The following is an 18792-nucleotide window of genomic DNA, read 5'->3' on the forward strand; positions in this document are numbered from 1 at the left end:
GGCGCAAAATGATGATCGTGCTTGGCCTCACCGGGTCGATCGGCATGGGCAAGTCGACGACGGCGAAAATGTTCGTCGACGCCGGCGTGCCGGTGCATGACTCCGACGAGACCGTGCATCGCCTCTATGCCGGCAAGGCAGCACCTCTCGTCGAGGCGGCCTTTCCCGGCACCGTGATTGCCGGTTCGGTCGACCGCACCGAGTTGGCGCGCCGCGTGCTCGGCAACGCTGCTGCGCTGAAGACATTGGAGGCGATCGTCCATCCGCTGGTGCGGGCCGATGCCGATGCCTTTCTGGCAAGGCACCGCGCCGCCGCCGCGCCGCTCGTCGTGCTCGACATTCCGCTGCTGTTCGAAACCGGCGGCCGCAACCGTGTCGACAAGGTCGTCGTCGTCACCGCGCCGGCCAATATCCAGCGCGCCCGCGTGCTGGCGCGTCCTGATATGAGCGAGGAAAAGCTGGCGGCCATCCTGGCCAAGCAGGTGCCCGATGCCGAAAAACGCCGGCAGGCCGATTTCGTCATCGACACCGGTGAAGGCATGGACGCCGCCCGCAGCGCGGTCGGCGCGATCATTGCCGAGCTCTCAGGGCGCTGAGCTCGCCTGCTAACTCCTGGGGGATAAGTCGCGCCCATAAGGCTCCTGACGGCAGGCTGTCGGCATTGCCCATTGCCATTTTGTTGCGCTCCATGATTCTACTCCTCCAGGAGTGAGTTGATTCTATGCGTGAGATCATTTTCGATACCGAAACCACCGGACTCGACATGCGCGACGACCGCATCATCGAGCTTGGCGGCGTCGAGCTGGTCAACCGCTTCCCGACCGGCCGCACCTTCCACAAATTCATCAATCCGCAGGGGCGCGCCGTCCATGTCGAGGCGCAAGCCGTGCACGGCATCAGCGCCGCCGACCTCGTCGGCAAGCCGACCTTTGCCGAAATCGCCGAGGAATGGCTCGCCTTCACCGACGGCGCCAAGCTCGTCGCCCACAACGCCAATTTCGACATCGGCTTCCTCAACACGGAATTCGGGCGGCTCGGCCAGCCGGCCATAGACACCGGGCGCGTCGTCGACACGCTGGCGCTGGCGCGGCGCAAGCATCCGATGGGCCCCAATTCGCTCGACGCGCTCTGCCGCCGCTACGGCATCGACAACGGCCACCGCACCAAGCACGGCGCGCTGCTCGATTCCGAGCTCCTGGCCGAGGTCTACATCGAACTCATCGGCGGCAAGCAGGCCGCACTTGTCCTCGACGCGGTCGTGGTGCAGCTCAACAGCAATGGCGACGTTGCCGACATCGACATCTCGATCGCCGCCAGGCCAATCGCCCTGCCGCCGCGCCTGACTGAGGGCGAGCGAGCGGCGCATGCGGGGCTGGTGGCGACGCTGGGTGAAAAGGCGCTGTGGCTGAAGGTGGCGGCGGGGTGAACGGATCGCGGAGGTAGCGTTCCGTCACACCCCTCTCTGGCCTGCCGGCCATCTCCCCCTCAAGGGGGGAGATCAGCAGCTTCGCCGCTCCAGCCCATTCCTGCAACGTCTAAAGTTGGCGAAGGTCGCGATGAGGGGGAGATGCCTGGCAAGGCAGAGGGGGTGCTGTCCCGCCAGCATCTCAGTATACAAAAAGCCCGGCACGAAGCCGGGCTTTCAACTCATGCGCGTGACGCTTGCCTTCAGCTCACCTTGACCTTCGATGCCGCCTGGTCCTCGGCCAGCTTCTGCTGGAACATCTGGGCAAAATCGATCGGGTCGAGCATCAACGGCGGGAAGCCGCCATTGCGGGTGGCTTCGGCGATGATCTGGCGGGCGAACGGGAACAAAAGCCGCGGGCATTCGATGAACAGGATCGGCAGCATGTGCTCCTGCGGGAAGCCGGCGATGGCGAAGACGCCGCCATAGACCAGTTCGACATTGAACAGCACTTCCTGGTCGAAGGACGCCTTGGCGTTCAAGGTCAGATTGACGTCGAACTGCTTGTCGGAGAGCGGGTTGGCATTGACATTGACGTTGATCGCAATGCCTGGGGCCTTGTCGCGGCCGCGCAGCGAGTTCGGCGCGCCGGGGCTTTCGAAGGACAGGTCCTTCACATACTGGGCAAGCACGTTGAGCGAGGGCTGCGCCGTTTCGCCGTTGCCGTTGGCGGCGCCGACCGGCGCGTCATCTTTGCTGGCCATGAGCCTTGTTCCTTTTGCCTGGACAGCAGCGCTGACCGAATTGAAATCGGGCGTTGGCTAGCATGGTCGGCAAGACAAGACAAGGTTTGCCGCCTTCAGGCCGAAAGGGGTCAATAGTCAGTCGTTGGCAAGGTGACGTTCAGTCGTCCTTCAGGCGGCGCCACGGCGAGTTATGGTCGGGACCGCGCTTGAAATCGTCCTCGCGCGAATAGTCGCGGTCGTCGAGGTCGATGACCTTGTCACGCGACCTGCCGCGAAAACCGCCGGCGGTGAAATCGGTCGCGACGACGATGCGGCCCTTGAGCCTGCGCCAGGCAAGGTCGCGCACCGGCGGCAGGAACAGCAGCAGGCCGACAATATCGGTGATGAAGCCGGGGATGATCAACAGGATCGCGGCGACCACGATCATGGCGCCATGCGCGAGCTGGCGGCTGGGGTCGCCGCCGCCGGCCATCTCGGCGCGGACCCGCGCCATGACGCCAAAACCCTGGTGCCGGAGCAGAAGCACGCCGGCAATGCTTGAAGCCAGCACCAGACCGACCGTCGCCAGCGCCCCGACCTCGCGGCCGACAATGACGAAACCGGCGATTTCCAGCAGCGGCAGCGCAAGCAGGAACAGAGGAAGGAAGGAAATGCGCAAGTCTTGACCGATCGTTTCCATGTTTGCCGGGCGGCGCATAATCGCCGCTGGCACTGAGGCCGTTAGATAGGTATGCCTGCCTTTGATTTGAATGATTGCGCCATGCGTTCTATATGCTTTGCATGTTTAACGCCATGCGACCGCCGCCCGATTGGCTGGCGGTCCCGGCCAGGTCAGGGATTGATTGGCGAAAGATATGGGATTCTTCGACTTCGGCACCATTTTCTTTCTGATTGCGGCGGTGGTGATCTTTTTCCAGCTGCGCAACGTGCTTGGCCGCCGCACGGGCAGCGAGCGCCCGCCCTTCGATCCGTACACGGCCAGCCGCACCGAGAAGGACGCGACCCAGAAGCCCGAAAATGTGGTTTCGCTGCCACGCAAGCGCATGCCGGGCGAGACGGCTGCCGAGACCTATGCGGCCATCGATGCCTTCGCCAAGCCCGACACCGACCTCAACAAGGGCCTGCGCGCGATCAAGGACAATGATCCCTGCTTCGACCCCAAAGTCTTCGTCGACGGCGCCAAGATGGCTTATGAGATGATCGTCATGGCCTATGCCGATGGCGACCGAAAAACGCTGAAGAACCTGTTGTCGCGCGAGGTTTTTGACGGCTTCGTTGCCGCGATTGGCGACCGCGAGGCGAAAGCCGAAAAGATCCAGTCCTCCTTCGTCGGCATCGACAAGGCCGACATCGTCTCGGCCGAGATGAAGGGCGGCGAGGCCCACATCACGCTGCGCATCGTGAGCGAACTGATTTCGGCGACCCGCGACAAGGCGGGTGCCGTCATCGACGGCGATCCCGAGACGGTGGCCGAGGTCAAGGATGTCTGGACCTTCGCCCGCGACACACGCTCGCGCGATCCGAACTGGAAGCTGGTCGCCACCGAGGAAGAAGACTGAGCCTATGCATGTCGCCCGGTGCGGGCAGCTTTTTTGGGATAGCGACATGCAGGCAAACATGGGCAGTGGCGAGGCTGAGGTGTCGCTCTCGCCGCTTTTCGTGGAAAAGTCCTTCGATGATCTTCCCGGTTGGAATTCCGATGACCATCTGCCCGCTTTCGAAGCCTTCCGCCGTTCGGCCTTTCATGTCCTGAACAAGCCCTACCGCACCGGTTCGTTGGGCGTACGGTTCGACGCGTTTGCCGGCGCTTATGACGAGGCGCGCACCGTTTCGCCGGCGAATCGGTCGGCGGCCAAGGCTTTTTTCGAGCGCCATTTCGCCCCAGTCCAGATTCGATCCGAAAACCCCGGCCTGGTCACCGGCTTCTACGAGCCGGAGGCCGAGGCCTCGCCGGTGCGCACGGATGAACTCACCGTGCCGCTTCTGGCGCGACCGGCCGACCTCGTCGACATCGATGACGCCAACCGCCCCAAGGGCATGGACGACTACCTGGCCTTCGCCCGCGACACGCCGCAGGGCCCGGTTGAATATTTCAACCGCGGTGAGATCGAGAGAGGCGCGCTGGCCGGCCAAGGCCTGGAAATCGCTTGGCTTGCCGACAAGGTCGACGTCTTCTTCATCCATGTGCAAGGTGCGGCCAGGCTGAAGATGACCGACGGCCGGCTTTGCCGCGTCACCTACGCCGCCAAATCCGGCCAACGTTTCAGCGGTCCGGGGAAGATTCTCGCCGAACTCGGCGAAATCCCACTGGAAAAAGTGACGATGCAGTCTATCCGCGCCTGGTTCAGGGCGCATCCGGATCGCGTCGACGAGATCTTCTGGCAGAACCGCTCCTACATCTTCTTTCGCGAAGCCGATGTCGACGATGCCGCACTCGGTCCTGTCGCCGCCGCCAAGGTGCCGTTGACGCCGGGCCGTTCGCTCGCGGTCGACCGGCTGCTGCACACATTCGGTACCCCCTTCTACATCGACGCTCCGTCGCTGACCGCCTTCGACGGAAAACCGTTCCGGCGGCTGATGATTGCGCAGGACACCGGCTCGGCCATCATCGGACCGGCGCGGGGCGATCTGTTCGCCGGCTCCGGCGATGCGGCCGGCGAGATCGCCGGCGTCGTTCGCAATGCGGCCGATTTCTATGCCTTGGTTCCAGGCGCTCTCGTTTCGGGGAGGAATCGATGAGCAAGCGCCCCGATAAACTCAACGAAGACGATCGGGTGCTGTGGAACCTGGTGGCGCGCACCGCCCGACCGCTGAAGGGCAGGACCGCGGTCGAGATTCCCGACATCGTCGTAGACCCTAAGCCGGCACAGACGCCGGTCGCTGTCGGTCCGGTCCTCGCCGCCAAGCCGAAGGCGCAGCATGTATCGCACGCGCTGGACGAGCCGACATTGGACAAGCTGAAGAAGGGCCGGCTGCCGATCGAAGGCCGCGTCGATCTGCATGGCATGACCCAGGACGAGGCCTATTCGCTGCTGTTTTCGTTCCTGCACCGGGCCCATGCCGGCGGCATCCGTTATGTCCTCGTCATTACGGGAAAAGGGTCGTCGTCGGGCGGCGACGGCGTCTTGCGGCGCGCCGTGCCTGCCTGGTTGTCGACGCCTGCCTTCCGGCCGCTGGTCTCCAGCCACGATCACGCCGCCCGCAACCACGGCGGTTCGGGCGCGCTCTACGTTCTACTCAGGCGAACCCGCTGATGACGCCGTTCGGCGAAAAACTGCGGGCGCTTCGAGCCGAGCGCGGCTTGCGCCAGAAGGACATGGCGCAGGCGATCGGAGTCAGCGCCGCCTATTTGTCGGCGCTGGAACATGGCCGCCGCGGCGCGCCGACCTGGACGCTGATCCAGAAGATCATCGGCTATTTCAACGTCATCTGGGACGATGCCGAAGAGCTGGCGCGTCTGGCCGAGGCCTCACATCCGCGGGTGAGACTCGATACGTCCGGCCTCAGTCCTGCCGCCACCGAGTTGGCCAATCTCCTGGCCGAAAACATCGAGAAGCTGGACGAAGCCGAGCTTGCCCGCATCACCGCGTCGATCCGGGCCGCACTGGAGCGGCGAGAGTAATCCGGTAAGCGATGCCAAGGCGCAAGGTTTGCTTGCGCTGTTCCTGAAAGCGATGCCCGCCGGCCGATAGCCAGCGGGCATATGGCACGATTACTTCGCGCCGGCCTGGCCGCCACGGCCGCCAGTGCTGTCATGATCGCCGCCGCGGCCACCGCCCAGGCAGTCCGAGTTGAGCTCGCAACAGCGATTGCCCCAGTTGTTGGTCTTGGCGCAACCGGTCTGATCGGCCATGGCGGATCCGGCCAAGGAAGACACCGCAACAACGGCGAGGAAGGCATTACGAAGGAAAGCAGTCATTTGAAGTCTCCATGTTTGGGTGGTTGGGTTCTGGTTACGGCTGTGTGTCGCCGCTGGAGACGGTTTGGTTCACGCAGGTAGCGAAATTTTTTGAGGAGGCGTTTCGAGAGATAAGATTTCGAGGGCAGCGCTGCCCTCATCCGCCTGCCGGCGACTATTTTGCAACGTTGACGATTGGCGAAATCACCGATGGCAGCATCTTTCTCCCCGTCACTATACGGGGAGAAATGCCCGGCAGGGCAATGAGGGGCAGCGCCGACTTGCGGTTATCTCGTGAAAGTTATTAGCCGCGGGCTTCCGACGAAGCTGTTCGCAGCGACGCTCTCACATGCATCGTCCTTATTTACTGAACCGCGCCGACCAGCACCTGCTGGCCGCCGCGGATCGAGACCCAGCGGCCGGTGTTGTCGATGGCCTGCCGCTTGAGGAAGCGATAGCCGGTGGCGTCCCAGATCTTCACCTTGTCGGTCAGATTGTCGAGGACGTAGTCGCCCTTGTCGGTGCGCACCGTCAGCACGGCATGGCCTTCGCCGTCCGGCTTGCGCACGACGGTGATCAAGAGATCGGCCAGCGACACGCCAGAGCGCGAGAGCTGGCGGCGCTTTTCCAGCACATAGTCTTCGCAATCGCCGACGCCCTTGTCGGGATAGGCCCAGACCTCGTCCTTGCCATAGATGTCGTAGTCGCTCATCGGCTTGACGGCGGCGTTGACCCTTGACGTCACGTTGATCAGCTTGCGCATGAAGGCGTCGGTCATCGCGGCGGGGTTGAGGTTGCTCGGCCGGATCGAGCATTCGCCGGGCTGGGTTTTACAGAAATCATAGTGGCCGATCGGCTGCGAGGTCATGCCGCCCGTCGCCATGGCGCCGCCTGCAAGTGCCGGCACTGCCCAGCACGCAGAGATCGCCAGCCCTGCTGCCGCCCACAAGCGCAGCGTCCGTGCTATCGGTGAGGAAGTCATTGTCCCCGTTCGCCCTTGTTCTTAACGAAAGGTTAAAGGGGATTTACACTCCGTGTCAATTATGGGGGGAGCCAGATTCTTCGGCATGGTTACCCGCGCCCGCCCAACAGCGTCTATTGTGCAACAGAACGCCTGTGGCGCGCAAAAATCGCCCCGCTTTTGCGGGCAATGCACGCTGCAGCCGGATCGAGCCTCAGCCTTTGGCGGAGCGGACCAGCTTGGGTTTCACCGCTACGCGTGTTTGGCGGCCGTAGCTGGTGATGAAATCGACGATGCGCGGCACGATTTCAGAGCGGAATCGCGAACCATTGAAGACGCCGTAATGGCCGACGGCCGGCTGCATGTAATGCGCGTGCCGGTCAGCCGGGATGTTGGGGCAGAGATTATGCGCGGCCTGGGTCTGGCCGAGGCCGGAAATGTCGTCGTTCTCGCCTTCGACCGTGAACAGCGCGACATTGCGGATCGCCTTGGTGTCGACCACCTCGCCGCGATGCGTCATCTCGCCCTTGGGCAGCGCATGGCGCACGAACACCGTGTCGACGGTCTGCAGATAGAATTCCGCCGTCAGGTCCATCACCGCCAGATATTCGTCGTAGAAATCGCGGTGCTTCTCGGCACTGTCGCCGTCATGCTTGACCAGGTGCATGAAGAAGTCCTTGTGGGCGGTGATGTGCCGGTCGAGGTTCATGCTCATGAAGCCCGACAGCTGCAGGAAGCCCGGGTAGACTTCGCGGCCGAAGCCCGGCACCGGCCAGGGCGCGTGCATGATGACGTTGTCGCGGAACCAGTCGATGCCCTTTTCCTTGGCCAGAAGATTGACCGCGGTCGGATTGCGGCGGGTGTCGATCGGCCCGCCCATCAAGGTCATGGTCGAGGGCACGAAGGGATCGCCGCGCTTTTCCATCAGCGCCACCGCTGCCAGCACCGGCACCGAAGGCTGGCACACCGCCATCACATGGGTGTCCGGCCCCAGCGCATGCAGCATGTCGATGATGTAGTCGATATAATCGTCGAGGTCGAAATGGCCGTCAATCACCGGTACCATGCGGGCATCGACCCAGTCGGTGATGTGCACGTCGGCATAGGGCAGCATCGCCTCGACCGTGCCGCGCAGCAGCGTCGCATAATGGCCCGACATCGGCGCCACAATGAGAAGCTTGGGGTCGGCCTTTCGCCCGGCGGGCACCGACCGCTCGAAGCGGGTAAGATTGCAGAACGGCTTCGACCACACCGTCTTTTCGCTGACCTCGACGCTCTTCCAGTCGACCACGGTCTTGCTCAGGCCGAAATGCGGCTTGCTGTAGCGGCGCGTCGTGCGCTCGAACAGTTCGGCGGTGGCGGCGACCGAGCGGCCCCACGGCGTATGCGAAAACGGATTGAGCGGGTTGGTGTAGAACAGCCGCACTGCATCGGCATAAAGCCGCGCGGGCTGCAGGGCGGCATGGTTCATTTCATAGAGCTGGTAGAACATCAGGTACTCCGCAGCTGCCGTGACCGAAGGGACGACGGACAGCGCCGAGCCTTGAATGTCTCGCGCGGAGGTTAACAAGATATTGCTGCGATGCAATACGTCACGTGGCGTGACATATGCCAATCTTTCGTCCAAGGCCTTGAGAAACCGCGTTGGGCGGGTGCAGCCGGCTCAATGTGCACTGCAAAATGCAAGGCTGTTGGACGACGGGGCAGGATGTGTCCGGCCCGATCGGGCCGGACTTGGACAGATCTAGACGCGCGCCATGCACACCGAGGTATGGCCGGAGCCGATGAAGCCGAGTTGGCCGGCGGCGCCCTTGGACAGATCGAGCACGCGCCCTTTGATGAACGGGCCGCGGTCGTTGATGCGCACGATGACGCTGCGGCCATTATTCTGGTTGGTCACTTTCAACTTGGTGCCGAAAGGCAGGCTGCGGTGCGCGGCGGTCAGCGCCGACGGGTTCATGCGTTCGCCATTGGCGGTCCTGGAATGCAGTGCGTACCAGGAGGCGCGGCCGCACTGGCCAGCGGCGGAGGAGGCGGATGCACCGACCATCAGGCCAGCCGCGATCGTTACCGCGACAAGCGCGGTCTGGTTTGTTTTCTTCATGTTGGGGGGATTGGCTCCGTTTTCGACAGACCCCAGCCGTTAAGTGTCGAATAAGGCAGGAAATGCGGCAAGCATCGGGCAGTTCCGTGGCACCGGCACACGTTTGGAGTCGCTGGGAAACAGTTTGTCAGGCATCTTTCGTGTGGCGCGGCCGTATCGCCGGCGATATTGCGAGCTGTTTCACAGATTCCGTGAGCAAGGCAGGACGTTATATTACAAGTAGAAGAGAGCGCGATTGGGCGCCGTCCTTTCGCTCTGTCATCACGGTCATGGCGCAGTTGACCATCGACTTTGAAAAGGGATTCCAACGATGAGACTGCTCAAATATCTGCTGGCTCTGATCGTACTGGCCATCGGCGCGCTGTGGTCGCTGCAAGGCATTGGCGTGGTCGGCGGCAGCTTCATGACCGGCCAGTCGCAATGGCTCTATATCGGCATCGTGACCATGCTGGTCGGTTGCGCGGGGGTGGTTGGGGGCTGCCGGGCGGGGGGGTTTGTTGCCCCCACGGGCCCCCGCCACAGCCCCACCCCCCCGCGGTCTTGCTGCGCGCCACACCTCTCCCCCGATCGACGGGGGAGAGGAAAGGCGCGAGCCTTGCAGGGGCGCGAACTTATGCGGCCTGGCTCCCTTCCCCTCCCTCCGGAGGGGGGAGAGGTGGCGCCGCGAAGCGGTGACGGAGTGGGGGAAGGCGCTGGTCAAACCCGCAGTCGCAAACAGGGCCAACCCGGCGAGCAAGAAAACAGCCACCCCATATTGCCGGTCCATTCTGTTACCTATCTATCCGGTTCGGATAGAATGCCCTGCCCGCGATAGGCTCTACCCGAACAGCTGATCCAGAATCCTGCCCTCCAGCCTGGCAAGCTCGACCGAACCACGCCGGCGCGGCCGCGCCACCGACACGTCGAGATCGAGCGCGATGCGGCCCTCGTCGATCACCACCACCCGGTCGGCGAGCGCAACCGCCTCGGCGACGTCATGCGTCACCAGCACGGCGGTGAATTTTTGCTCCAGCCAGATACGTTCCAGAAGCTGCTGCATTTCGATGCGGGTCAGCGCATCGAGCGCGCCGAGCGGCTCGTCGAGCGCCAGGATCCGAGGCTGTCCGATCAGTGCACGCGCCAGCGCCACGCGCTGCTTCTGGCCGCCCGACAGCACCGAGGGCCATTCGTCGGCGCGGTCGGCGAGGCCGACTTCACCCAGGATGGCGAGCGCGCGCCGCCTGGCTTCCGCACCGGTGGCAAGCCCGGTCAGCCCGACCTCGACGTTTTTCACCACGCTGGCCCAGGGCAACAGCCGCGGCTCCTGGAACATGAAGCGGCTCTCTTCGCCAGCGCCGGCCTTGGCTTCCGGCCCGAATGTCAGCGATCCTGCCGTCGGCCGGTCGAGCCCGGCCAGCAGCCGCAAAAGCGTGCTCTTGCCGCAGCCGCTCTTGCCGATGACGGCAACGAACTGCCCGACCGGCACGTCGAGATCGATGCAGTCGAGCACGACCTTGTCGCCAAAGCGCTTTTCCATGCCCTTGAAGGCAAAGGCGCGCTGCCTTTCGACGGCCTCCTCCGGCCGTGACGGTTCCGGCGCGGCGACGAAGGAACGGATGGCGGTCAGGCTGGCGGTTGGCATCGAACCCTCAGGCGTTCTGGAAGGCGGGATGCCAGCCGAGCGACAGCCGCTCGAGCACGCGGGCGAAGCTGTCGGCAAGCTTGCCGAGCAGCGCATAGATCAGGATCGACAGCACGACCACATCGATCAGCAGGAATTCGCGTGCCTGCATGGCCATGTAGCCGAGGCCGGAACTGGCCGAGATGGTTTCGGCAACGATCAGCGTCAGCCACATGATGCCTAAGGCATAGCGCAGGCCGACGAAGATCGCCGGCAGCGCGCCGGGCAGGATCACCTGAAAAAACAACGCGCGGCGGTCCATGCCGTAGACCCGGCCCATCTCGACCAGATGCGGGTCGACGCTCTGGATGCCGAGCAGCGTGTTGACGTAGATCGGGAAGAACACGCCGAGCGCCACCAGGAACAGTTTTGCTTCCTCGTCGATGCCGAACCACAGGATGACCAGCGGGATCAGCGCCAGATGCGGGATGTTGCGGATCATCTGCAGCGTCGTGTCGGTCAGGCCGCGGCTGAGCGCCGACAGCCCGTTGGCAAGGCCGAGTGCAAAGCCGATCGAGCCGCCGATGGCAAAGCCGGCCAGCGCGCGCAGCGTGCTGACGCCGATGTTCTGTATCAGCTCGCCCGATACCGTCAGCCGCCAGAAGGCCTCGGCCACCGCGCTCGGCGCCGGCAGTACATTGGCCGGCATCACGCCGGCGCGGCTGGCGGCTTCCCAGCCAATTATGACCAACGCCGGCAGCAGCCAGCCGATGCCGTTCTGTTTGACCCGTTGAGCCAGGCTCATGACGACGCCTGAAGGCGGTTGGCGCCGTGGAAGCCGACGGCGAATTCATTGGCGATGTTCTCATGCGCCCGTGCCCGCCTGGTGCCCAGGCCGAGACGCGGGAACAGAAGCTCGGCGACGCGGTAGGCTTCCTCGAGATGCGGGTAGCCGGAGCCGATGATGGTGTCGATGCCGATCGCCTGATACTCGCGGATGCGCTCGACGATCTGCTCGGGCGAGCCGACCAAAGCTGTGCCGGCGCCGCCGCGCACCAGGCCGACGCCGGCCCACAGATTGGGCGAAACCACCAGCCTGTCGCGGCGGCCGCCATGCAGTTCGGCCATGCGCCGCTGTCCCTCAGAGTCCATCTCCCTGGTGAAGCGGGCCTGGGCATTTTCGATCTGGGCATCGGTGACGTGGCTGATCAGCCGGTCGGCGGCGCGCCAGGCCTCTTCCTCGGTCTCGCGCACGATGAAATGAAGCCTGATGCCGAAACGCAGTTTGCGGCCGCGCCGTTCAGCCTTTTTGCGCGCCGCGCTGAGTTTTTCCGCCACCTGCGCCGGCGGCTCGCCCCAGGTCAGGTACATATCGACGAGATCGGCGGCGAGCTCCTGGCCGGCATCGGACGAGCCGCCGAAATAGAGCGGCGGCCGCTCCTGTTGCGGCAAAAGGTCGAGGCGGCCATTGTCGACGCGGTAATATTTGCCGTTGAAGTTGACGCTCTCGCCCGACACCAGCGCGCGCCAGATGGTCAGGAACTCTTGCGCCTGCGCATAGCGCTCGTCATGCGGCAGGAACACGCCATCGCCGGCAAGCTCGGTCGGGTTGCCGCCGACCACGACATTGAGCAGCAGGCGGCCATTGCTCAGCCGGTCGAGCGCCGCCGTCTGGCGCGCCGCGAAGGTCGGCAGCGTCACGCCGGGCCGCAGCGCCACCAGGAATTTGAGCTTTTCCGTCAGCGCTGCAAGGCCAGATGCGGTGATCCAGGAATCCTCGCAATTCTGCCCGGTCGGCAGAAGCACGCCGGGAAAGCCGAGCCGGTCGACGGCCTGTGCGATCTCCTTGAAGTAAGCGAACTCGGGCGGCCGCTGCTGCTGTTCGGAGCCGAGATAGGAGCCGTCGCCATGCGTCGGGATGAACCAGAAGAAATCGAGCGGGCCGGCTTGCGAACTGTCTGGAGCGGTCATGGCGAAATCCCTGAAGCGTGAAACGGCAAAAGGCGCCGGGCGTTTTCCGCCCGGCGCTGCACGTGAAAGTTCAATTGCCCGGTGCGGTCCACACGGCGTCGGAGATGCGCACCGCGTTCGGGATCAGCTTGAGCTTGAAGAAGCGGTCGGCTGTCGCCTGCTGGCCGGCGATGATCTCGTCGGTGATCGGGAAGATGCCGAATTTGGTGCGGTTGGCCGCGATCGTCTGTGCATCGAGCGGCACGCCGGTCACCTCATGCAGCGCCGCGGCGACCTTGTCGCGGTTCGCATCCGCCCATTTCGCCGCCACGCCGAGCGCCGCTATCGTCGTGGCGATCGTCTCCGGATGCGCCTTGGCAAAATCCTTGTTGGCGAGGAAATAGGTGTTCACCTTGAGCACCTCGCTGGAGCGCGCCAACACGCGCGGCTGGTAGCGTGTCTCGGCGATGGCGTAGAACGGATCCCAGACCGCCCAGGCATCGATCTGGTCGCTGGCGAAAGCCGCCGCGGCATCGGCCGGGCTGAGATAGACCGGGGTGATCTGGTCGAAGGGGATGTTTGCTTTTTCGAGCGCTGCGACCAGCAGATTGTGCGCGCTGGTGCCTTTGCCGACGCCGATGCGCTTTCCCTTGAGGTCGGCGAGCGACTGGATCGGCGATGCCGGCTTGACGAAGATCGCTTCGCCGTCGCCATTGGCTGGCAGTGCCGCCGCATAGACGATGTTGGCGCCGGCCGACTGGCCGAAGATTGGCGGTGCGTCGCCGGTCCAGCCGACATCGATGGCGCCGACATTGAGCGCCTCGACCAGCGGCGGGCCGGCGGTGAATTCGACCCATTTCACCGCGACACCCTTGTCGCTCAGCGCCTTCTCGATCACCTGCTGCTGCCGGGCGATGACCGGCAGGCCGGTCTTCTGATAGCCGATGTTGAGCTGCTTCAACTCCTGCGCCGAGGCACTGAGCGAGGCAGCAATGCCCGCCGCCAAAAGGCCAAGGCCGAAAACGCGTCTGGTCAGGCTGAACATGATCCCTCTTCCTTCGCTGCGAACCGGCGCCGGGAAGGGCTCCCTGCCGTGGATGAGAGACAAGGCTAGGTAGCTCTATAAATTTAGTAGAGAAACGATTTTGCGAGTTGGCTGCTTGACGTGGAAATATTTTCTTCAGAACCCAGCGCTCGTCATCCTAGGGCGAAGCAAGGAGCGAAGCGACGCGGCGCAGACCCTAGGATCCATGCCGTGACGTTTGCCGTAGAGTGGAACGGATCAGAATGTCGCTTGTGCGCGAACCGAGGCTCGATACCCTGAAACCATGACGGCTACGTCTACATGACTGCAAGCCAAAAACGCGGCACGATCTACATCGGCGTCACCAACGATCTCGCCCGCCGCATGCCTGAACACAAATCCGGCCAGGGCGCAGGCTTCACCAGCCGCTACGGTGTTCAACGGCTGGTCTGGTATGAGGAATTCTTCGACATCACCGATGCCATTCAACGCGAGAAGTCGCTGAAGCGATGGCCGAGACAGTGGAAGATCGAACTGATAGAGAAGGCCAATCCGGAGTGGTTTGAGCTGTTTCGCGGAACCGGGTGGTAGGCGCCCGGTTTGTTGCTCCCCTGGAGCGTAGCATCAGCGTCTCGGCATGGATCCTAGGGTCTGCGCCGCGTCGCTTCGCTCCTTGCTTCGCCCTAGGATGACGAAATCGCGAAGGCTGGCGCTAATCACCATCACCTCACTGCGACCAATACTGCCAGGCCCAGTAAAATCCCTCGTCGCGTGGCGGCAGGCGGTCGCGTTCGGCGTCGAGTTGCACCGGGGCCGGCGATTTCGGTTGCGGCTGTGACGACGAGTTCTCCCGCCAGGCGAGCAGCCAGTTGCCGAGATGGGCGAACAGCACCGCGGTGGACTGGGTCATGACATCACTCCTTCTGTTCCAGGGTCGGCGGTCGCCGTGCTGCGAAGGGAAGCAGCCGGTCAAACCGGCAGAAACTTGTTGTCATTCCTTTCCCGCCCACGGAACCAGCTGACGCTCGATTCGGCGGATAATGAATTCCAGCACGAAGGCTATTGTCGCGATCACCACTATTCCCATCACCACGACATCGGTGACCAGGAACTGGGCGGCCGACTGGATCATGAAGCCGAGGCCGCGCGTTGCCGCCACCAGCTCGGCTGCAACCAGCGTCGACCAGCCGGCGCCGAGCGCGATGCGCAGGCCGGTGAGGATCGACGGCAGCGCGCTGGGCAGGATGACATGGCGCACCACTTGGCGCTGCGTCGCACCAAGCGAACGGGCCGCATCGATGCGCTCCTTTGAGACACCGCGCACGCCCGAGGCCGTCGACAGCGCCACCGGCGCCAGCATGGCGATTGCGATCACCAGGATCTTTGACGGCTCGCCGATGCCGAACCAGATGATGACCAGCGGCAGATAGGCGAGCGGCGGGATCGGCCGCAAAAATTCGAGCAGCGGATCGAAGATGCCGCGCCCAATGGTGCTGATGCCTATGGCGAGACCGACGGGCACGCCGACGATGATGGCCGCGACCAGCGCCGCGAACACGCGGCCGAGGCTGGCGACGATGTGCTGGAGCAAAGTCGCGTCGACGAAGCCGTCCTTGATCACCACGATGAACTTGGTCCACACGGCGGCGGGCGACGGCAGGAACACCGGCGACACCAGTTGCAGGCGCGCAGACAGCGCCCATGCCGCCAGCACGGCCAGGATGGTGACGGCGCTGATCGCCCGCGAGGAAACCCCGCGCCGCTTCCGCACCGGCCGCGACCACGGCACCGAAATGGCATCGGCCTCGCCGGTCCCGGTGGCCGGCCGCTCGCTGTAGGAGGTTACGCTCATGCCGCCTCTCCTTCGAAGATCGCATCGGTCAGCTCGCCGCGCGCCGCGGCAAAGGCTGGATCGGCCTTGATGGCGCGGATCGGCTCGCCTGCGGCATAGCGCCGGCTGAAGCCGGTTTCGAATGTCCGCACCACATGGCCAGGTCCCGGCGCGAGCACGACGATGCTTGTGGCCAGCACCAGCGCCTCCTCGATGCCATGCGTGACCATCAGCACGCCAACCCGGCTTGCGGTCCACAGGTCGAGCAGCGTCGTCTGCATGCGCTCGCGCGTCAGCGCATCGAGCGCGCCGAGCGGTTCGTCGAGCAGCAGGAATTCCGGTTCGGCGGCAAGCGCACGGGCGAGGCCGACGCGCTGGCGCATGCCGCCGGACAATTCCCAGATGCGTTTGTCGCCGACGCTGTCGAGCTTGACCAGCGCCAGCAACTGGTCGGCGCGGCGCGCCCGCTCGGCTTGCGGCACGCCGCGTAGCCTGAGCGCAAAGGCGACGTTTTCACGAGCCGTCAGCCAGGGAAACAGCGCATCGTTCTGGAACACGACCGCCCGGTCGGAGCCTGGGCCGGTGATCGGCCTGCCGCCGATCGTGGCGACCCCGCGCGCGGGTTCGACCAGGCCGGCGGCGACATTGAGCAGCGAGGTCTTGCCGCAGCCGGAGCGGCCGACCAGCACGACGAAATCACCCTTGGCGACATCGATGGAAACTCGGTCGACCGCCGGCGCTGCTTGGCCGTCATAGTGAACCGAGACCTTGTCGAGTACGAGATGCGGGTCGAGTACGAGATGCGGCATGAAAAGGGGCTCCGGAAGAAAATCAGCCTGCCCCGGCCCGGTTAAGCGGATCCGGGACAGGCAGCACGCGGCGTCAGGGAAGAAGAACCGCGCGTGGCACTAGAGCGCCGCGTGCCGCTGGGGCACGAAAAGGACGCTCTAAAACTCAGCTGTCAGTTCGAGGCCAGAGCCTCGGTCACGTATTTCGACGACACGTATTTCGAATAGTCGGGCAGCACGGCGTCGATCTTGCCCTGCTCCTTGAGGAAGGCCGAAGCTGCCTCGATCGCCTTGACCGTGCCGCCGCCGAGGAATTTGTCGGAAGCCTGCTCTTCCAATGTCGGGAAGACGTAACCCTTGAGGAGCTGCGGCACCTCTTCCAGTTTGGCGCCGGTGATCTTGGCGATCTTGGCCGCTTCCGGCGACGAAACCGACCATGCCTCGGGCTTGGCCAGGAACTGGGCATAGGATTCGCCGGTCACCTTGACGAAATCGCGCACGGCGTCCGGGTTCTTTTCGGCGAAGTCGGTGCGCACGATCCAGGCGTCAAAGGTCGGCGCGCCCCAGGCGGCAACCTGCGAGGAATCCAGCACCACCTTGCCTGTCGTCTTGATCTGGCCGAGCGCCGGATCCCAGACATAGGCCGCGTCTATGTCGCCGCGAGCGAACGCGGCGGCTATTTCCGGTGGCCTGAGATTAAGGATTTCGACCGACTTCGGGTCGACGTTTTCGTGCTTCAGCGCGGCAAGCAGGCTGTAATGCGTGGTCGACACGAACGGCACCGCCACCTTCTTGCCGGCGAGGTCGGCGATCTTCTCGATGCCGGATCCATTGCGGGCGACCAGCGCCTCGGACTGGCCGATCAGGCCGACGACAAAGATGGTCTGGATCGGCAGTTCGCGGCTGGCGGCCGCGGCCAGCGGACTCGAGCCGACATAGCCGATATCGACCGAACCGGATGCGACGGCGGCGATGACATCGGCGCCGGAATCGAATTTGCGCCAGTCGATCGTGGCCTTGGTCGCCTTTTCATAGGCGCCGTCGGCCTGCGCTACTTTGGAAGGTTCGACCACCGTCTGGTAGCCGATGGTGATGTTGAGGTCCTGCGCCTGGGCCGGGCCGAGGAAGGCCGCACCCGCCAAAGCTGCCGACGACAGGAGGACAATGCGTCGCGAAATGCTGGACATGAAAGGCTCCATGAAAAATGAGAAAAACCGGATGCCTGTTCATAGTCAGCTAATTCTATCATTCTTGTAGAGTTAAATCCTTCCAAGCAAGAAGCACTTGTTAGAAAAAAACCACCGGCTGATGCGGGCGCGGTGACCGGCCCGTGCCGAACCGTGCGCAAACGCAAACGGCGCCCCCAAGGTGCTGAAGAGTTGGTGGTCCTGCCAACCCTCCTACGGAAGAGGCCTGATTTGGTGCTCGGCGCGCCGCTTGCGGCCTGCCGCAGGATCGATGTCGAGCCGTTGAGCCTCACCGACTTCCGCAGCGACGGCCACCGCTGGATGCTGCGGTCAAGCGGCGTGCCGGTGGCCGCCAAGGCCGCCCGGCCTCAGAGCGGCAAGGCGGCGTCCTGATATCGGGCGCAGGGCGGCGCCCGAGTTGTCGGGAGTCATGTTTCGCCGATCCGCGGGCTGCGACCCAAAATTCCCGGCAAAGCCCCAAATGGCGCAAATCCATGCTGTAAAAGACGGTTGTTTTGAAAACACGTTCCGCGTGTTCGAGGGTAAGTATAGTAATCTTATCGACATTGGGAGCAGGAGCCGCCGCTCATCGCCGCAATCGCTCGCGGCTGGCTGTGACCGTAACGGCACAAAGCCTTGCTAAAGTGGCCCCTGCGGCGTGAAAACGAAGCAAAATCAAGGTTTCTCGGCTTGTATATCATGTCAGTAGAATTTATGTGTCGAAGCAGCTTGCACGCGGCGGGGAGGCACGTCAGGCGTTTCGCAACCGATGGTTTGGGCCATCGCCTGACAGAGAAACATTCGGTCTATGCTCACCAAAAAAGGCAAGTACGGCCTCAAGGCGCTGGTCCATCTGGCGCATCTGCCGGTGGGACAGCTCGCCTTTGTCGGCGACATCGCCAGCGGCAACAACATTCCGAAGAAATTCCTCGACGCCATTCTGGGCGAATTGCGCAATGCCGGTTTCGTCCAGAGCCGCAAGGGCAAGGATGGCGGCTATCGCTTGGCGCGCCCGGCCGACGAGATCAAGGTCGGCCATGTCGTGCGCGTGCTCGACGGACCGCTGGCGCCCATCCCCTGCGCCAGCCGCACCCAGTATCAGCGCTGTGAAGACTGCAATGAGGCGACATGCCAAGTCCGACATCTGATGCTCGAGGTCCGGCAGGCGATCGCCGAGGTGCTCGACCAGCGCACGCTGGCCGAAATGCGCGACATCGTCCTCGACGACCTTCCGGTCGCGAGGGACATCGACGAGCTTGCGCCGGCGCAAAAGGTCCCCGCCTGATCTTGAGCGTGCT

Annotated in this window: 23 protein-coding genes; 9 read left to right on the top strand and 14 right to left on the bottom strand. The window is 63.8% G+C overall.

Going from position 1 to position 18792, the window contains the following annotated elements; all coding sequences use genetic code 11:
- The first annotated feature begins 11 nt into the window (after positions 1-11).
- Together coaE and dnaQ are read left to right on the top strand one after the other, a co-directional pair.
- Complete coding sequence (gene coaE, locus NKJ77_RS10910; protein ID WP_023687592.1) at positions 12-596, top strand: dephospho-CoA kinase; 585 nt, start codon at positions 12-14, stop codon at positions 594-596.
- 125 nt (positions 597-721) lie between these two features.
- Positions 722-1426, top strand: coding sequence for a DNA polymerase III subunit epsilon (gene dnaQ, locus NKJ77_RS10915; protein WP_023672106.1), 705 nt, complete (start codon positions 722-724; stop codon positions 1424-1426).
- 242 nt (positions 1427-1668) lie between these two features.
- Here the strand turns inward: dnaQ and secB are convergent, their stop codons facing one another.
- Entirely contained in the window at positions 1669-2169 is a 501-nt protein-coding gene (secB, locus tag NKJ77_RS10920) for a protein-export chaperone SecB (RefSeq protein WP_023672105.1), read from the bottom strand.
- Between the two features lie 139 nt (positions 2170-2308).
- The gene (locus NKJ77_RS10925) at positions 2309-2809 is read right to left on the bottom strand and encodes an FxsA family protein (protein WP_023687591.1); all 501 of its coding nucleotides are present in this window, start codon (positions 2807-2809) and stop codon (positions 2309-2311) included.
- Between the two features lie 196 nt (positions 2810-3005).
- Here NKJ77_RS10925 and NKJ77_RS10930 point away from each other — a divergent pair, with 196 nt between their 5' ends.
- The 4 genes from NKJ77_RS10930 (at position 3006) to NKJ77_RS10945 (ending at position 5773) form a co-directional block, all read left to right on the top strand.
- Complete coding sequence (locus tag NKJ77_RS10930) at positions 3006-3710, top strand: Tim44/TimA family putative adaptor protein (protein ID WP_352535194.1); 705 nt, start codon at positions 3006-3008, stop codon at positions 3708-3710.
- A gap of 79 nt (positions 3711-3789) precedes the next feature.
- Positions 3790-4890 (top strand): murein transglycosylase A, encoded by a 1101-nt coding sequence (mltA, locus tag NKJ77_RS10935; protein WP_023832972.1) that lies wholly within the window; start codon positions 3790-3792, stop codon positions 4888-4890.
- Positions 4887-5405 carry a Smr/MutS family protein gene (locus NKJ77_RS10940; protein ID WP_352535196.1) on the top strand — a complete coding sequence of 173 codons (519 nt, stop codon included), beginning with the start codon at positions 4887-4889 and terminating at the stop codon, positions 5403-5405. Before mltA ends, NKJ77_RS10940 begins: the two co-directional genes overlap by 4 nt.
- Complete coding sequence (locus NKJ77_RS10945; RefSeq protein WP_023687588.1) at positions 5405-5773, top strand: helix-turn-helix domain-containing protein; 369 nt, start codon at positions 5405-5407, stop codon at positions 5771-5773. Before NKJ77_RS10940 ends, NKJ77_RS10945 begins: the two co-directional genes overlap by 1 nt.
- A gap of 90 nt (positions 5774-5863) precedes the next feature.
- Here the strand turns inward: NKJ77_RS10945 and NKJ77_RS10950 are convergent, their stop codons facing one another.
- The 8 genes from NKJ77_RS10950 to NKJ77_RS10985 all read right to left on the bottom strand — a co-directional run bounded on the left by NKJ77_RS10950 (position 5864) and on the right by NKJ77_RS10985 (position 13709).
- Positions 5864-6070, bottom strand: a complete 207-nt coding sequence (locus NKJ77_RS10950) for a hypothetical protein (protein ID WP_023710325.1) — start codon at positions 6068-6070, stop codon at positions 5864-5866.
- Positions 6071-6413: 343 nt separating this feature from the next.
- On the bottom strand, positions 6414-7031 hold the full coding sequence (locus NKJ77_RS10955) for a transglutaminase-like cysteine peptidase (RefSeq protein WP_023752821.1): 618 nt from the start codon (positions 7029-7031) through the stop codon (positions 6414-6416).
- A gap of 193 nt (positions 7032-7224) precedes the next feature.
- Positions 7225-8502 (bottom strand): polyhydroxyalkanoate depolymerase, encoded by a 1278-nt coding sequence (locus NKJ77_RS10960; protein ID WP_023832971.1) that lies wholly within the window; start codon positions 8500-8502, stop codon positions 7225-7227.
- 252 nt (positions 8503-8754) lie between these two features.
- On the bottom strand, positions 8755-9114 hold the full coding sequence (locus tag NKJ77_RS10965) for a septal ring lytic transglycosylase RlpA family protein (protein WP_023672096.1): 360 nt from the start codon (positions 9112-9114) through the stop codon (positions 8755-8757).
- An 817-nt stretch (positions 9115-9931) separates the two neighbouring features.
- Positions 9932-10735 carry an ATP-binding cassette domain-containing protein gene (locus tag NKJ77_RS10970; RefSeq protein WP_023672094.1) on the bottom strand — a complete coding sequence of 268 codons (804 nt, stop codon included), beginning with the start codon at positions 10733-10735 and terminating at the stop codon, positions 9932-9934.
- Between the two features lie 7 nt (positions 10736-10742).
- Positions 10743-11519: an ABC transporter permease subunit gene (locus NKJ77_RS10975; RefSeq protein ID WP_352535198.1), complete on the bottom strand. Its 777-nt coding sequence runs from the start codon at positions 11517-11519 to the stop codon at positions 10743-10745.
- Positions 11516-12685 carry an FMNH2-dependent alkanesulfonate monooxygenase gene (gene ssuD, locus NKJ77_RS10980; protein WP_352535200.1) on the bottom strand — a complete coding sequence of 390 codons (1170 nt, stop codon included), beginning with the start codon at positions 12683-12685 and terminating at the stop codon, positions 11516-11518. Before ssuD ends, NKJ77_RS10975 begins: the two co-directional genes overlap by 4 nt.
- A gap of 70 nt (positions 12686-12755) precedes the next feature.
- Positions 12756-13709, bottom strand: coding sequence for a sulfonate ABC transporter substrate-binding protein (locus NKJ77_RS10985; protein WP_352535202.1), 954 nt, complete (start codon positions 13707-13709; stop codon positions 12756-12758).
- A 300-nt stretch (positions 13710-14009) separates the two neighbouring features.
- On the opposite strand from NKJ77_RS10985, the gene NKJ77_RS10990 reads away from it, so the two are divergent.
- Entirely contained in the window at positions 14010-14279 is a 270-nt protein-coding gene (locus NKJ77_RS10990; RefSeq protein ID WP_352514286.1) for a GIY-YIG nuclease family protein, read from the top strand.
- 136 nt (positions 14280-14415) lie between these two features.
- On the opposite strand, the gene NKJ77_RS10995 is transcribed toward NKJ77_RS10990, so the two are convergent.
- The 4 genes from NKJ77_RS10995 to tauA all read right to left on the bottom strand — a co-directional run bounded on the left by NKJ77_RS10995 (position 14416) and on the right by tauA (position 17494).
- Positions 14416-14598 (bottom strand): hypothetical protein, encoded by a 183-nt coding sequence (locus NKJ77_RS10995; RefSeq protein ID WP_023672089.1) that lies wholly within the window; start codon positions 14596-14598, stop codon positions 14416-14418.
- A gap of 81 nt (positions 14599-14679) precedes the next feature.
- A complete protein-coding gene (locus NKJ77_RS11000) occupies positions 14680-15540 on the bottom strand; it encodes an ABC transporter permease subunit (RefSeq protein WP_023702434.1) in 861 nt (286 codons plus the stop codon).
- On the bottom strand, positions 15537-16328 hold the full coding sequence (locus NKJ77_RS11005) for a taurine ABC transporter ATP-binding protein (protein ID WP_023710331.1): 792 nt from the start codon (positions 16326-16328) through the stop codon (positions 15537-15539). Before NKJ77_RS11005 ends, NKJ77_RS11000 begins: the two co-directional genes overlap by 4 nt.
- A 152-nt stretch (positions 16329-16480) precedes the next feature.
- Complete coding sequence (gene tauA / locus NKJ77_RS11010) at positions 16481-17494, bottom strand: taurine ABC transporter substrate-binding protein (protein WP_023710332.1); 1014 nt, start codon at positions 17492-17494, stop codon at positions 16481-16483.
- A 231-nt stretch (positions 17495-17725) separates the two neighbouring features.
- Between tauA and NKJ77_RS11015 the strand changes: the two genes are divergently transcribed.
- Both NKJ77_RS11015 and NKJ77_RS11020 read left to right on the top strand, forming a co-directional pair.
- Positions 17726-17887: a hypothetical protein gene (locus NKJ77_RS11015; protein WP_023681206.1), complete on the top strand. Its 162-nt coding sequence runs from the start codon at positions 17726-17728 to the stop codon at positions 17885-17887.
- 415 nt (positions 17888-18302) lie between these two features.
- On the top strand, positions 18303-18779 hold the full coding sequence (locus NKJ77_RS11020; RefSeq protein WP_023672084.1) for an RrF2 family transcriptional regulator: 477 nt from the start codon (positions 18303-18305) through the stop codon (positions 18777-18779).
- The last annotated feature ends 13 nt before the right edge of the window (positions 18780-18792 follow it).

Origin of the sequence: Mesorhizobium sp. M0052 (assembly GCF_040323255.1) — a bacterium.
Lineage (GTDB): Bacteria > Pseudomonadota > Alphaproteobacteria > Rhizobiales > Rhizobiaceae > Mesorhizobium.

Coding starts and splice junctions, on each gene's coding strand:
- coaE (WP_023687592.1), top strand. CDS start 12: ATGATCGTGCTTGGCCTCACCGGGTCGATCGGCATGGGCAAGTCGACG.
- dnaQ (WP_023672106.1), top strand. CDS start 722: ATGCGTGAGATCATTTTCGATACCGAAACCACCGGACTCGACATGCGC.
- secB (WP_023672105.1), bottom strand. CDS start 2,169: ATGGCCAGCAAAGATGACGCGCCGGTCGGCGCCGCCAACGGCAACGGC.
- NKJ77_RS10930 (WP_352535194.1), top strand. CDS start 3,006: ATGGGATTCTTCGACTTCGGCACCATTTTCTTTCTGATTGCGGCGGTG.
- NKJ77_RS10940 (WP_352535196.1), top strand. CDS start 4,887: ATGAGCAAGCGCCCCGATAAACTCAACGAAGACGATCGGGTGCTGTGG.
- NKJ77_RS10945 (WP_023687588.1), top strand. CDS start 5,405: ATGACGCCGTTCGGCGAAAAACTGCGGGCGCTTCGAGCCGAGCGCGGC.
- NKJ77_RS10950 (WP_023710325.1), bottom strand. CDS start 6,070: ATGACTGCTTTCCTTCGTAATGCCTTCCTCGCCGTTGTTGCGGTGTCT.
- NKJ77_RS10955 (WP_023752821.1), bottom strand. CDS start 7,031: ATGACTTCCTCACCGATAGCACGGACGCTGCGCTTGTGGGCGGCAGCA.
- NKJ77_RS10960 (WP_023832971.1), bottom strand. CDS start 8,502: ATGTTCTACCAGCTCTATGAAATGAACCATGCCGCCCTGCAGCCCGCG.
- NKJ77_RS10965 (WP_023672096.1), bottom strand. CDS start 9,114: ATGAAGAAAACAAACCAGACCGCGCTTGTCGCGGTAACGATCGCGGCT.
- NKJ77_RS10970 (WP_023672094.1), bottom strand. CDS start 10,735: ATGCCAACCGCCAGCCTGACCGCCATCCGTTCCTTCGTCGCCGCGCCG.
- NKJ77_RS10975 (WP_352535198.1), bottom strand. CDS start 11,519: ATGAGCCTGGCTCAACGGGTCAAACAGAACGGCATCGGCTGGCTGCTG.
- ssuD (WP_352535200.1), bottom strand. CDS start 12,685: ATGACCGCTCCAGACAGTTCGCAAGCCGGCCCGCTCGATTTCTTCTGG.
- NKJ77_RS10985 (WP_352535202.1), bottom strand. CDS start 13,709: ATGTTCAGCCTGACCAGACGCGTTTTCGGCCTTGGCCTTTTGGCGGCG.
- NKJ77_RS10990 (WP_352514286.1), top strand. CDS start 14,010: ATGACTGCAAGCCAAAAACGCGGCACGATCTACATCGGCGTCACCAAC.
- NKJ77_RS10995 (WP_023672089.1), bottom strand. CDS start 14,598: ATGACCCAGTCCACCGCGGTGCTGTTCGCCCATCTCGGCAACTGGCTG.
- NKJ77_RS11000 (WP_023702434.1), bottom strand. CDS start 15,540: ATGAGCGTAACCTCCTACAGCGAGCGGCCGGCCACCGGGACCGGCGAG.
- NKJ77_RS11005 (WP_023710331.1), bottom strand. CDS start 16,328: ATGCCGCATCTCGTACTCGACCCGCATCTCGTACTCGACAAGGTCTCG.
- tauA (WP_023710332.1), bottom strand. CDS start 17,494: ATGTCCAGCATTTCGCGACGCATTGTCCTCCTGTCGTCGGCAGCTTTG.
- NKJ77_RS11020 (WP_023672084.1), top strand. CDS start 18,303: ATGCTCACCAAAAAAGGCAAGTACGGCCTCAAGGCGCTGGTCCATCTG.